A 13,675-nucleotide genomic window follows, 5' to 3' on the forward strand; every position below is an offset into this window, starting at 1 on the left:
CGTTAACAGACATCATCTATGGGAAATTAAAATATTTGAGAGTTGAACCAGATAATTACTCCAGTTCCCAATACACAAATAATTCCCGCCAAGCCAGCTAAGGGTTTTTTATTTTTACCTGTGAACCAGTCAGAGACAATACCAGTGTAAGTAATTAGTTCTGCTGTATCTATGGTAGCGATCGCCCATACCCATCCTGCGTGCAATCCCCAAGCTAAACCCAAATTACCGCTAGAGGTAAAACGTGCTAGCACCAGTACCATTCCCATCAGCCATAATCCCGGAAGTTGGGGTGCAGTTTCGCGTTGCTCCCAAACCAAGTGTAACAAGGCAAAAATCAAGCTAGAAATTGCTGCTGCCAACCAAACTGGGTAATCCTGTGCTAATTCTGTGAACAGGAAACCGCGAAAAACTAACTCTTCTATCCCACCGACTAATAACGCTATCAAGAAAATCGGTAGCAATATGGGTAGTAGTAACTTGAAATTAGACTTTTCAAAAGAACACCAACCTAACCCGAATTGCCCACCAAATACAATAGCTAGACTCAGCACTCCCAAACCAAAACCTAGTGCTAAAAAACCAAGAGTTGAAAGATTGCCAACAAAGCCGTAATCTGAAAAAGATTTATTAGTCAACCAAACAACTCCCCAAAGGATCGGGGGAGCTAATAGGTAAAGTGACACCAATAACGGCATTTTTTGCTCTGGCTGTAAAGGTTTAGGAGGTTGCCAATTAAGCAATATTGCTGATACTGTTGCTACTGGCAACCAGCAAACTATCCAACAAACAAAAAATGCCGTCACTATTACTAGTGGCGGTGCATTTTCTATAAACGCCAGTAAGGCGTTGACCGAAGACTCAAAGAAAGTTATCAAAATAAACAAAAAACACGATAGACTTCTTGCATTATAGATTTCTTGCTGATTAATCAAGACTCTACTAATTTTGGTAAATTCTGCAAGGGGTCTAATCGTATTTTTTACCTGGCTACCAATTTGCTGTCGGGGTAAGGACAAGTTATCATAACCTGAAACTTATCCCTACCATTAGCAAATTTACTCTTCGTCTTCTAAATCTTCGTCTGATTCGTCAGAATCTATATCTTGTGAGGTTAGTTTTTTATCGCTTTCACCTAGTTGAATCAGGTGAATATGTTTGTATCCCAGCCTAATTTCAAACTCATCTCCAGCCTTCAAGCCCATTGCTTTGGTATATGTAGCACCAATTACAATCTGACCATTTTGATGGACACTAACCCGATATGTCGGTTCACGACCACGACCATCTTTAGGCGCTTCTGGACTTAGAGGAATTCCCCTAGCAGATAGCAAAGCGTCATAAAAATCGGTGAGATTGACACGAACTTGATTATTCTTAGTAACAGTGTAATAGCCGCACTGTTTAGCTCTTTCTCGGCGTGGTAATGTGGAAAGTTCTTTTACTTTAGCAAGTAGTGCTTTTCCAGTTAATGGCGCGGTTGCAGTTTCAGTCATTATGCTCAAATTTTCCTTACTCTCTCCAAACTGATAAACTATGTAGTCTCATGCCAGCATTTAATTTTTTAGCATTTGCATAGAGCTACTGAAGACCCTAATGTAACGGGTGAATTCCTGCCGATAGGAGCCAAAAGCACTTCTATATATGGTTGTCTACAACCAACTAGAGGCCATAGTTGCCACAGACATTAATTTTGGTGATGTTACGGCACTTTTAACCATTATTAGCCATCAGAAAGAAAACTATTTTCTTCTTTAGCGCTACTGTAGCGGTGTAACTTTCAGCCACCATTACAAATGAGGTTAGGTTCTACTGCAAATAAGTCGTAGACCCAAAAAATTGCAGGTTTTTCACTTTCAGTGCTTGCCTTTCTTGCCAATGAGCAAGTAGAGTTTTCTCCACTCGTCCTTTCAAGCTTAGGACAGCATAGTATTTCAATAGAGTCCTACGGGTATACACCCTTTTGTTCTACCAGTAGAGACGCGAATTTTCTTGTCTCTACATTACGAATCAACAAAGCAGTAGTAACCGCGCTGATACGGCTATTGATTCTGGTTTTGCTACTTCGTAATTTTATATTAAATACTAGCATGGACTAATAATAGCAAAATAGTTGTTTAATTTTGAATTAAAGTTGCTGGTAAATTTTTATTTAAATTCCTGGACTTGAAAGTTGAAAAAAGCAGTGACGATTTTCTTAACCCTTTATGATTACAAGCGCGAGCATTGCTATCTGGCTTTGATAAAAATTTATATATTGAGACGAGCAGTTTTGACCAATGAGTTCAATCCCATATTTTGTTGATTGAGAGCAAGCCAAAAAGCGAAAAGTCTGGCACCTGTGGGTTTCGCGGTACTCTAACTTTTTTGAAAGTGGTGAGGATTTTTCCTCGGTTTATTATCTTCAGGTCAAAAGCGGCCAGAGGATTTTGCACGTCTGTCTATGGGATGAACAAATCTCTTAACATCTGCCTAGTGCTTGATTGCCACTACTATATATTAAACATGGGCTTTCAAACTTCTATATAATCAAAAAATTCTGTCAAGTGGTAGCGAAGGTGGAATTTTACTGTCAGGACTGCTTGACTCAAGTTGACATCAAGACATATTGCTAACTTCCCATGCATTTCATTTGGATAGGATCGCTAGATCAAAGATCAACTGAAGTTACTTTTGAAGCAAACTCTCTTTCCTTTAGATTGCCAAACAGGTAAATTCAATGCAAAGCTGCGATCGCATTTTTGGCGTTTTAACTGAGAATTTGACAAAAATCTTGCTTACAGCGCTACTACAAGTAAAATTTTAATGGTTATCCTTAAACTAGAATCAGTCGCCTTTTAATCGTCAGCCTATTAACACCAGGGTTTAAATTAGGGGCAAAAAGTATAACTCACTTTTCGCAACTACCTGCTTTGACTCATGATTGTTGAGGCTGGTGAAGTAATTTTAAAATTTTGGTTAGTAGTTATGGAAATTATTTTTAAGGTCATTCGACAGCAACAAAATTCCTCCCCTGTTGTGCAAACCTACATTGTGGAGGCCGAACCAGGTAATACAATCTTGGATTGCCTCAATCAGATTAAGTGGGAGCAAGATGGAACTTTGGCATTTCGCAAAAATTGCCGCAATACTATTTGTGGTAGCTGTGCTATGCGAATTAATGGGCGTTCGGCTTTAGCTTGTAAAGAAAATGTTGGGAGCGAACTTGCCAGATTACAACAAATACCATCATCTCAAAGTAAAGTAAATGCTATTGATGAAATCACGATCGCACCTCTTGGCAATATGCCCGTGATTAAAGATTTGGTTGTAGATATGAGCAGCTTTTGGAATAATCTAGAGGCAGTTGCCCCTTATGTGAGTACGGCAGCACGACAAGTACCAGAAAGAGAGTTTTTGCAAACACCACAAGAGCGATCGCGCCTCGATCAAACTGGTAACTGTATTATGTGCGGTGCTTGTTACTCTGAATGCAACGCTCGTGAAGTTAATCCAGACTTTGTAGGTCCCCATGCCCTTGCCAAAGCTTACCGAATGGTAGCAGACTCCCGCGATAGCGATACCGAAAATCGTTTAGCAAGCTATAACGAAGGTACTAAAGGCGTATGGGGTTGCACTCGTTGTTTGTACTGTGATTCTGTTTGTCCAATGGAAGTTGCACCATTAGAACAAATCACCAAAGTTAAACAAGAAATTCTCACCCAGAAAAAAAATAGTGATAGTCGTTCAATTCGTCACCGGAAAGTATTGATAGATTTAGTTAAAGAAGGTGGTTGGATTGATGAACGTCAATTTGGTTTACAAGTAGTTGGTAATTATTTTCGGGATTTAAAAGGATTACTCAGTCTTGCACCCCTCGGTTTGCGGATGATCCTCCGGGGTAAGTTTCCTTTATCATTTGAAGCTTCTGAGGGTACGGAACAAGTGCGATCGCTCATTGAATCTGTGCAACAAGTAGAAAACAAAAGTTAAAAGTGAGGAGGGAGTAGTGAGGAGTTAAGAGTTAGGAGTTAAAATTCTTCACTCTTAACTCTTAACTTCTAACTGTTGTTCAACGTGGCTCTTGAGGTATATTTAACGGCTGTCCATAACGGTCATATACTAAAATATCCCACTGCCCGTTGTTACTGGATTCAAAAGCAATCCTGCTACCATCAGCGCTAATTGTAGGGTTGCGGACTTCCGCTTGCAGGTTATTGGTCAAATTCCGTGATTGGCGTGTTTCTCGGTCGTAGAGAAAAATAGCCGATCGCCCCTGACGGCTAGCAGCAAACACAATATAACGACCATCTTGTGAAACGCTAGGATGATTTGCGATCGCATCAAAGGAATTTAAACCTGGCAAATCAACCAAATCACGAGTTACCGTATCAAACATATAAACATCTTGGCTACCGCGTCGGTCAGTAATAAAAACAATGTATCTCCCAGAAATTTGGGGGTTTAATTCCGACGCTAAACTATTAAGACTCCGACCCCCCGGATCAAAAGGATAACTCAAAATGCGAGGGTAGCCAAAACACCCAGTCAATAAACTTAAACAGAAAAATATAGGTATAAAAAAAATACGTTTCATATAATTAGTCATTAGTCATTAGTCAATAGTCTCACAACTCCTAACTCCTAACTGCCAACTCCTAACTCCCAACTCCTCACCTTCTCCCCTACGGAGGTGAACCCACAGTTGCACCGTTGGGAATATCTAACTCAATATTTGGCCCTCGGTCTAGAACTTCAATATCCCACTGACCACGAGTGGCGGTTTCAAAGACAACATAACGTCCATCTGGACTAATATTTGGTTTTCTGATCCAGCCGCGATAAATTGGCGTGACAATTTGTGACTGTTGCGTGGCGCGATCGTAAAGCGCTACCACTGGTCTTCCCTGGTCACTAGTAAGATAAGAAATATAACGTCCGGTGTAGCTCAAACTAGGACTTTCGGCAATTGTCTCCTGTCGGTTTATCCCCGGTGTACTAATAAACAGTTGCCTCTCCAAATCGTACATTAGTAGCTGCTGATTACCATTCCGATTAGATACAAACGCTAAAAAGCGCCCATTTCCACTCAAAGCAGGTTGCTCCTCGGTGTAGCGACTGTTAAGAGAAGTAGGCCCTATAGGAATATCGTTAGAACCACAAGATACAAGCAAACTTGTTAAACCAAAAACCAGGCTCCAATGAATTGGTCTTTGGAGCCAAAATGCAGGCGTAAATTTTTCCACCTCAACTGTTTTCCGTCGCCTTTAAACCTATTTGCACGCCAACTGTTTTAAACATCGTCATCAAAATCGGTCAAATTATCTGGCCCCTCATTTGGTTTTTCAATTGGGTTGTATGGTACATAATCGGTTGGGATCGCATCATCATCTTCGCGCGGTCTTCGAGAAGTTGAGTCAGTGGGGGGACGACGCCTTCTCGGTCTGGGAGAAACATCATCTTCACGACTTTCGGGACGCTGTGACCCGTTATTACTACGGCGAGAAGGTTTTCTAACTTCCCCACCTGAATTTTCCCAATCATCAACTTGCCTAGAAGAAGAACCCCAGTTCTCTTCTTCAAAGCTTTCAGAAGGGCGATTTACAGGACGCCCAGAAGTCCGCCGGCGCGTTCTATCAGATGGAGTCTGTCTTTCACTAGTGCTGCTGTTGCGGCGTTCTGTACGACGGGGAGGTTGTTCCTGATAGTAGTCATCACGAGTTGAAATCTCATCCCTGCTACCGCGAATCCGGGGACGCACTGGGCGTTCTTCCTCGTCTTCATAAGGCAGTGGATCTAAGTCTGCCTCCATCTCAGCCTGATAGTTTCTGCGATTATTGTACGAATAGCGATCGCTAACTGGTCGGTCTTCGTCCACAATCGGAGTGTTGCGCTTTGCTTGCTGAGTAGCTATACTTCGCAGACGAATACTTTCAACTGCAAAAAACACAGTTGTGCCAACTAAAAGCAGTTGACCAAATTGTAAAATCGGGTCTAGCCGCCATCCTTGAAAGACGAGAATAAAGCCGCAAAGTAAGCCGACTGCCGCAAAAAAGATATCTTGATCCCGTGACAATTCCGGACGCACAGTGCGGAGAAAATACAGTGCTGCCCCAGCCACAGCCAGGAAAATTCCTAGAATACTGGCTGAGTTTGCCCCAAAATTTACCTGAGCCAGAAAACTGGCTGAGTTCAGCCCAAAATTTATCATTGCTGTTTTCCCAATATCAAATCTATGTTAGCGAGTCACAATTAAAATCACTACTGTAATTAGGCACGATATATTGAAGCTTCAAAGCCTCTGGCAAAGAAGCTCTGAAGCTATTCACCGAAAAGTAAAAACGTCTATGTCTGTCAGCTACAACTGCCACCAGTCGCAGTTTATGCTGCTTTTAGTGCAATTTAAGTAGATAGTTGACAGACAATCGATTACGAGAGCTAATTTAACTCTCATAAGCATTATGAACGCTGTATTTTATCTTTTTGGCTAATGAAAATTAGACCAACAGTAGCGGGTATTACAACAATTGCTGTACCCCATACCAGACTCCAAAGAAAATTTGCTAAAGAAGGCGTCATACTTCTCAACCTTTTTTTACACACTTCATCCTAATTTTAATAGTGTATTACTTTCTTGAGAAGCCTCTAACTCTGAACTGCCAAACTTGGTAACTTCTTTCACCAGTTATTGAGTTAACCACATGGGCGAGTTCGCTTTTCTATTTCAGAAAGAAGTGACAGCATTTAGTTAAAATGATGATCGGAGTGCTTTACAAAGCTTAAAATTTTGTAGCTATGTCTACGCAAAGCGCAACTTGCCTGTGCCTAAGTTTTTTCTTTTTTTACAGATAGATAGTACCTAAAACCGATGACTGGTGTTAACCTGACTGCTTGGATTCTTGGCCCTGTGTTAGGGGTTATGACATTCTTATTTATATTTCGTATCATTCTCACTTGGTATCCGCAAGTGGATTTGAATCGTTTGCCCTTTAATTTAATAGCTTGGCCAACTGAGCCATTTTTAATACCTTTGCGAAAGCTGGTGCAACCTATAGGTGGGGTAGATATTACACCTATTATTTGGGTTGGTATCTTCAGCCTGCTGCGAGAAATCCTGTTAGGTCAACAAGGATTGTTGACTATGCTATCTCGTGTTAATTAGGGTACAGGTTACAGGGGACAGGTTACAGGTTATAACCCTGTCCCCTGTAACCTATAACCTTTTTCCTTTCCTACTCTCCTACCCGTTCATTTCCTGCACAAAATTTGTATAGACATTACCCTGTAAAAACTGTGGAGTTTCCATAATTTTTTGATGAAACCCAATGGTGGTAGGTAATCCAGTAATGGCACATTCCCGCAGCGCGCGTTTCATCCGGTTAATAGCAGTGGATCGGTCTGGTGCCCAAACGATTAACTTGCCGATTAAGGAATCGTAGTAAGGTGGAATTTGGTAATCTGTGTAAACGTGGGAATCAATCCGTACACCAGGCCCTCCGGGGGGCAGATAGCTACTGATCCGTCCGGGAGAAGGGCGAAAATCATGGTCGGGATCTTCGGCGTTGATTCGGCATTCGATCGCATGACCTCGTAATACTACTTGGTCTTGGGTAAGCTTGAGTCTTTCACCTTGAGCAATGCGGATTTGTTCGGCAACTAAGTCTATCCCAGTAATCATTTCTGTTACAGGATGTTCTACTTGAATCCGGGTATTCATTTCCATAAAGTAGAATTTACCGGATCTATCCAAGAGAAACTCAATAGTACCCGCCCCACTGTAGTTAATGAATTGGGCAGCTTTGACAGCAGCTTGTCCCATTTTTTCACGTAGGTCTTGGTCGAGAGCTGGACTTGGAGCTTCTTCTAACAGCTTTTGATTCCGGCGCTGAATTGAGCAATCCCGTTCGCCTAAGTGGATGACATTACCGTAGTTATCCGCCAAAATTTGAAATTCGATGTGGCGGGGACGTTCAATAAATTTTTCTATGTAAACGCCAGAATTCCCAAAAGCTGCTCCTGCTTCGCCTTGGGCTGCGAGAAAAAGTTTCACAAATTCGTCTTCAGAACGAACTAGGCGCATACCCCGTCCACCGCCACCTGCTGTAGCTTTGATCATCACTGGATAGCCGATATCCTTGGCGAATCCTAATCCTTCTTGCTCGGATTCTACCAATCCCTCACTACCTGGTACCGTCGGGACTCCAGCTTTTTGCATGGTTTCTTTGGCAGTGGATTTATCGCCCATCTGTCTCATAGCTTCTGGAGTTGGGCCGATAAAAGCAATATGATGGTCGGCACAGATTTCCGCAAACCGGGCATTTTCTGCCAAAAAACCATAACCTGGATGAATGGCAGTAGCATTGCGCGTCAGTGCAGCAGCAATAATATTGGGAATATTCAAATAACTTTTACCGCTAGCAGGTTCGCCAATGCAAACAGCTTCATCAGCAAGTTGGACGTGGAGAGCATTACGGTCAACGGTGGAGTGAACCGCAACTGTGGCAATTCCCATTTCTTCACAGGCGCGGAGAATGCGAAGGGCGATTTCTCCCCGATTGGCAATTAATATTTTGTCAAACTTCATTTTTTAGTTTCGATATCATTACCAGTAGATTGACATTTTCTCTGATCCAACTTGAAACAACGCTTCCGCATTATTTCAAATTATTGCAGGAGATTCGCCACCCTGATCCTAAGCAAACTCGCATATTGCAGGCTTGCTGCGTCTACGAGTCTTACTACACTAACAACATTGCTGCTGTAAGTCTTGGCTAGACTACCAAGCTGGGCTTTTGCGAAGCCGATAGCGAGTCAGACGCTCCTACGTCGCTATCGAGCGTCATAGCCTGTCGTCGACACCACCTACAGCAGACAGATACGCGATCGCACCCCGCCGAACACAGTAGCTCTACCCTTTTCAATATCACTTGTACAGCTGCTAAATTTCTGTCAGTCTGATACCGCCTTGAGAAAATTTATATTTTTGAAGCAACTGAATTTAGATATCACCTTACTATAATTATTTTCTTATGCTATAGTCTATCTTTAGAGAAACCATGCGGATGTGGCGGAATTGGTATACGCGCACGCTTGAGGTGCGTGTGGCTTTGCCTTGGGAGTTCGAGTCTCCCCATCCGCATTTTTGCTTGTTTAAGTATAGGGTCAATAGTTATAGGTTAAAAAACCTTAGACTGTTGACCCTTAAATATTAAGTTTGCTTTTGAAGCACTTCAGTGCTTACTAGATATTAAGTAAAGTTGCCTTGTCAAAGTACTAGTCCTTTATGCTTTTATAGAAATAGGTGAAGTTTTGTAAAAAGCATTGACTATTTCTTTTACGCCGACAAACAACCTAACATCGCCACCACCTTGGCATCGCCTCACTCCGATTTGGCAAGGAGGGGAGGAAATAATTCAACAAAGTTTACCCCACACTCAGCTAGCACCTGCATGGCAGCTAATGCTCTTGGGTGACGGCTCTCCAACACGTCACTTAGAATTGCTCACAGGTGAGCCTGTAGAAGTAGATATCATTGATATGTCATTGATTGGTATCGACTTGGATGCTGCTCCTGAGTTAATCCAAGCTGTCCCAGAACCGCGATTACGGCGACAAGTATGGCTGCGTACCGCTTCTGGTCAACGATTAGCTTATGCTACTTCGTGGTGGGAAGCCAGTCATGTCGATGAGTATTTACAAAACCGTTCATTACCAATTTGGGCAAGTTTAGCTCGTCTTCGCACAGAATTGTATCGGGATGTTCGAGGAATTTACTACGGTGACTCATTGGCACTAGAGTCCGGTTTTGGTGTCACTGGGCCTTTTTGGGGTCGTCACTACTTGTTTTGGCATCATGGGCAGCCACTGACATTAATTTATGAAGTTTTTTCACCTTATTTAACCAAATATTTGGGGCCTATGCAGTTGAGTGCTGCTAATGCTGAGGCATAGTATTTTTGTATCTTTTACAGTGCGCCCCAGAGTATAGGAATTTTACATTAATGACTTTGAAGATGGGTAATCTATGTAAAATCCCGGACGCTAAGTTGATCTTACTTAAATCAAGTCAGTACCACAGATAGAAGCTCTATAAATAGAAGGTAGTCTGGGTTACAGATGACTTGCAGCTTTTTCAAGTTAGTTATATCCTCAAAGTGCTTGAAATGAACTATGTTAACTTTCGGAGACTTTCTAAAAAAGACAGCAGTTTTTAGAAATGTCCAGCGAAATTCAAGAAAGCGTGTTAAAAAAGGTAACTAACCATTAAAACACCGCTTTGAAACAGTAAAGAACGGTTAATTACCGAAATATCATCAATGTCTATGGTGGAAAAATTTATGAAATTAACTACCTTAGATCGCAAGAAACTTTTTGGTTGACTTAACCAATTTAGCAAGTAATGAGTTTGGAAATATGAGGTACAGGTTTCAATGGCACCGCCTCTTGTGTCTGTTCAGATGAAGAAAAATAAGAAACCGTCTTTGGTGCTGACGCTCTCGGCTGCTGGGTTATTGATTGGTGCGGGGAGTGTGGCCTACTGGTTGTTAGCCCAGAGACAAATATCTTCTAGCGATTTGCTAGTAGGTGCAAATATTATTCCTGGTGATGCCCTGTTTGCGGTTTCCTTAACAACAGATCCCCAGCAGTGGCAGAAATTGCGGCAGTTTGGGACAAGAGAAACCCAAACAGAACTGGACAAAAATTTAGTCCAGTTACGCGATCGCTTTCTGACGAATAATGGTTACGACTTCCAGAAAGATATCGCTCCTTGGGTAGGCGATGACGTGACGATCGCAATTCTTGCCCCAACAATAGGGAATAAACCTGCACCCAAACCAGTTACCACCAATGAAGATGCTGCTAGCGATCAGCAGTCGATGGTAATGGTATTGCCAGTAAAAAATTCAGAAATCGCCAAAAGTATTTTGGCACAACCCAAAATTCTTAAACAAGGCAAATGGAGCGATCGCACTTATCAAGGGATCGCCATTAAACAAAGTGAGGGACAAGCAGGGCAAAACTTCTCGGCTGCATTACTAGATGGGCATTTTTTAGTCATAACTGATAGTCCCAAAGCCACAGAGCGAGCGATCGATGCTTACAAAAATAAAACATCCCTAGCGACAACGGGCGGCTTTGCTGAGAATTTCCCAAAAATTGCCAATTACCAACCCTTTGGACAGTTTTATGTAAATGTGCCAACAGCAGCGAAAATAGCCGCGGCTTCTCCAAACCGCCCTTTGCCTGCTCAAGTTTTGGCTCAACTGCAAAATAACCAAGGTTTAGCAGGGACAATAACTTTAGAGTCAGAAGGAATCCGCTTCAAGGGCGTTTCTTGGTTAAACCCTAATAGTCAACGCGTGCTGACAGTGGAAAACAAAGCTGGGAAAATGCAAAGCCGCATACCAGCCGAAACCTTAATGATGCTTACTGGTGGTAATTTACAGAGGTTGTGGAGAGACTATGTTTTAACATCTCAGGGAAATCCTTTATCACCGATCGCACCAGAACAGATTAGAGGTGGGATAAAATCTCTTACCGATCTTGATTTGGAGAAGGATTTGCTTAGTTGGATGAAAGGGGAGTTTTCTTTATCAGTAATTCCTGCTACTCCAAAAGAAGGTTCACCAAATGATTTTCGTGCGGGTTTGCTGTTCATGGTACAGACAAACGATGACTACGGCGGGCAAAGCCAACGCAAATTAGCTGAAGCATCCATCAGTAAGCTGGATGAAGTGATGAAAAATCAATACCAGTTCCAAGTGCAACCGGGGAAAGTCGCAGGTCAACCCGTTGTTAACTGGGTATCACCTTATGGTACGTTAACTGCTACCCACGGTTGGTTAGATGGAGATGTCGCTTTCTTGGTAGTGGGCGCTCCCATCACCGATAAAATTGTTCCCAAACCTAACTACACACTAGCTGGCACTCTTCCCTTCCAACAAACAGTTCCTACAGAACCCAATCCGACAAACGGTCAATTTTTTCTGGATGTGGAACGAACTGTGAAAAATTTCCCTTTACCAACTCTAATTCCCAATCAAGAAACTTTGCTAGATGCAACGCGCACAATTGGGATGACATCTGCTGTCAGCGACAATCGTAGTAACCGTTACGATATTTTTATCGAACTTAAAAAAGTTACTAACGCAACTACATTGCCTAGTCCAGAAAAGAGTAAGAGTAACTCTGTTAGATAGGCAGTGGGAGGAGGGGAGCAGGGGTGCAGGGGAGCAGGGAGACAAGGGAGACAAGGGAGACAAGGGGGAATTATTGAACAAGTCTCTCTCTTGTCTCCCCCCTCTTCCTTATCTCCCTTGTCTCTTCTTCATGTTCAATGCCCAATCCCCATTCCCCATTCCCAATCCCCCATTCCCGATTCCCCTCTAAACATATAGGATCAAAACAGTCAGAATCGATATTTTAAATCATCCACGGAGAGAAGACTTTATGAATTTGGTTGTACTCCAGAACTGGCTGGACAATGCGTCCTTTGCCATATTATTCCTGACAATGCTGGTGTATTGGGGAGGAGCGGCTTTTCCAAATCTGCCTTATCTAGCCGCTTTGGGGACAGCTGGGATGGCGATCGCAAATTTGTGTATAGCTACTCTACTAGGGGCACGATGGATCGAAGCTGGTTACTTTCCCTTAAGTAATCTCTATGAATCTCTGTTTTTCTTAGCTTGGGGAATTACCGCTGTTCATCTGATTGCCGAAAATAGTAGCCGTAGTCGCTTAGTAGGAGTTGCGACATCTCCGGTGGCAATGGCTATTACTGCTTTTGCTACTATGACACTACCATCCCAGATGCAAGCGTCAGAACCCTTAGTACCTGCTTTGAAGTCAAATTGGCTGATGATGCATGTCAGCGTTATGATGCTGAGTTATTCTGCTTTGATGGTGGGTTCGTTATTAGCGATCGCTTTTTTAATTGTCACTCGCGGTCAAAACATCCAACTACAAGGCAGTTCTGTTGGTACTGGTGGCTATCGCAGCAACGGCTACCGCTTGCACAAAGCATCTGAACTAATTTCTCAACCACCAACCCCTGCTGTCGAAAATAACGGCTTTGCTCGTTTTGAAACTAGTAGCAACGGCAACGGTAACGGAAACACCGCTGTTTTGAATTTAGTAACTACCCCTGAATCGCCAGCCGTTGCATCTGCTGAACCTCTTTCACCCCAGCGCCTTAGCCTTGCCGAAACTCTCGACAACATCAGCTATCGCATCATTGGACTAGGTTTTCCCCTGCTGACAATTGGCATTATTGCCGGTGGCGTTTGGGCTAACGAAGCCTGGGGTTCCTACTGGAGTTGGGACCCGAAAGAAACTTGGGCATTAATCACCTGGTTAGTGTTCGCTGCCTACCTTCACGCCAGAATTACTCGCGGTTGGCAAGGGCGCCGTCCGGCAATTTTAGCCTCTGCTGGTTTGCTTGTAGTTTGGATTTGCTATCTCGGTGTGAATCTTTTGGGTAAAGGTTTGCATTCTTACGGTTGGTTTTTCTAAGAACCTCACTAAGACAGTACTGAGTATTGAGTATTTTACTTTTACTCATAAATCAGGACTTGGTATCTTGTAAAACTATGGTGAGTTAAGTATTTAAGTTGAAACACAGAGGAGGGCAGAGTTTTTCTTTGCCCTTACTTTTACTAAATCGCTAAGAGCGATTGCGCCAGACAAAAATTATTAT

At 42.7% G+C, this 13,675-nt stretch carries 12 protein-coding genes and 1 tRNA gene; 6 read left to right on the forward strand and 7 right to left on the reverse strand.

Going from position 1 to position 13,675, the window contains the following annotated elements:
• Positions 1 to 26: 26 nt before the first annotated feature.
• Together NSTCB13_RS02595 and NSTCB13_RS02600 are read right to left on the reverse strand one after the other, a co-directional pair.
• Positions 27 to 833: a CPBP family intramembrane glutamic endopeptidase gene (locus NSTCB13_RS02595; protein WP_448273101.1), complete on the reverse strand. Its 807-nt coding sequence runs from the start codon at positions 831 to 833 to the stop codon at positions 27 to 29.
• Between the two features lie 225 nt (positions 834 to 1,058).
• Positions 1,059 to 1,496: an AbrB family transcriptional regulator gene (locus tag NSTCB13_RS02600; protein WP_094350106.1), complete on the reverse strand. Its 438-nt coding sequence runs from the start codon at positions 1,494 to 1,496 to the stop codon at positions 1,059 to 1,061.
• Between the two features lie 1,471 nt (positions 1,497 to 2,967).
• On the opposite strand from NSTCB13_RS02600, the gene NSTCB13_RS02605 reads away from it, so the two are divergent.
• Positions 2,968 to 3,972, forward strand: a complete 1,005-nt coding sequence (locus NSTCB13_RS02605; RefSeq protein ID WP_448273103.1) for a succinate dehydrogenase/fumarate reductase iron-sulfur subunit — start codon at positions 2,968 to 2,970, stop codon at positions 3,970 to 3,972.
• 79 nt (positions 3,973 to 4,051) lie between these two features.
• Here the strand turns inward: NSTCB13_RS02605 and NSTCB13_RS02610 are convergent, their stop codons facing one another.
• The 4 genes from NSTCB13_RS02610 to psbX form a co-directional block, all read right to left on the reverse strand.
• Positions 4,052 to 4,576, reverse strand: a complete 525-nt coding sequence (locus NSTCB13_RS02610; protein WP_448273105.1) for a TolB family protein — start codon at positions 4,574 to 4,576, stop codon at positions 4,052 to 4,054.
• 88 nt (positions 4,577 to 4,664) lie between these two features.
• Positions 4,665 to 5,225, reverse strand: coding sequence for a TolB family protein (locus NSTCB13_RS02615; protein ID WP_445629788.1), 561 nt, complete (start codon positions 5,223 to 5,225; stop codon positions 4,665 to 4,667).
• A 47-nt stretch (positions 5,226 to 5,272) separates the two neighbouring features.
• A complete protein-coding gene (locus tag NSTCB13_RS02620; RefSeq protein ID WP_445629787.1) occupies positions 5,273 to 6,190 on the reverse strand; it encodes a Ycf66 family protein in 918 nt (305 codons plus the stop codon).
• Between the two features lie 248 nt (positions 6,191 to 6,438).
• Positions 6,439 to 6,558 carry a photosystem II reaction center X protein gene (gene psbX, locus NSTCB13_RS02625; protein ID WP_013189728.1) on the reverse strand — a complete coding sequence of 40 codons (120 nt, stop codon included), beginning with the start codon at positions 6,556 to 6,558 and terminating at the stop codon, positions 6,439 to 6,441.
• A gap of 289 nt (positions 6,559 to 6,847) precedes the next feature.
• On the opposite strand from psbX, the gene NSTCB13_RS02630 reads away from it, so the two are divergent.
• Complete coding sequence (locus tag NSTCB13_RS02630) at positions 6,848 to 7,141, forward strand: YggT family protein (protein ID WP_094350101.1); 294 nt, start codon at positions 6,848 to 6,850, stop codon at positions 7,139 to 7,141.
• A gap of 78 nt (positions 7,142 to 7,219) precedes the next feature.
• Here NSTCB13_RS02630 and accC read toward each other — a convergent pair whose 3' ends face one another.
• A complete protein-coding gene (accC, locus tag NSTCB13_RS02635) occupies positions 7,220 to 8,563 on the reverse strand; it encodes an acetyl-CoA carboxylase biotin carboxylase subunit (RefSeq protein WP_445629786.1) in 1,344 nt (447 codons plus the stop codon).
• A gap of 474 nt (positions 8,564 to 9,037) precedes the next feature.
• On the opposite strand from accC, the gene NSTCB13_RS02640 reads away from it, so the two are divergent.
• The 4 genes from NSTCB13_RS02640 to ccsB all read left to right on the forward strand — a co-directional run bounded on the left by NSTCB13_RS02640 (position 9,038) and on the right by ccsB (position 13,491).
• Positions 9,038 to 9,118, forward strand: a tRNA-Leu gene (locus NSTCB13_RS02640).
• Positions 9,119 to 9,300: 182 nt separating this feature from the next.
• A complete protein-coding gene (locus NSTCB13_RS02645; RefSeq protein ID WP_445629785.1) occupies positions 9,301 to 9,930 on the forward strand; it encodes a chorismate lyase in 630 nt (209 codons plus the stop codon).
• A 479-nt stretch (positions 9,931 to 10,409) separates the two neighbouring features.
• Entirely contained in the window at positions 10,410 to 12,179 is a 1,770-nt protein-coding gene (locus NSTCB13_RS02650) for a DUF3352 domain-containing protein (protein ID WP_445629784.1), read from the forward strand.
• 250 nt (positions 12,180 to 12,429) lie between these two features.
• On the forward strand, positions 12,430 to 13,491 hold the full coding sequence (gene ccsB / locus NSTCB13_RS02655; RefSeq protein ID WP_445629783.1) for a c-type cytochrome biogenesis protein CcsB: 1,062 nt from the start codon (positions 12,430 to 12,432) through the stop codon (positions 13,489 to 13,491).
• Positions 13,492 to 13,675 lie beyond the last annotated feature (184 nt).

Source organism: Nostoc sp. DSM 114160 (genome assembly GCF_053470305.1).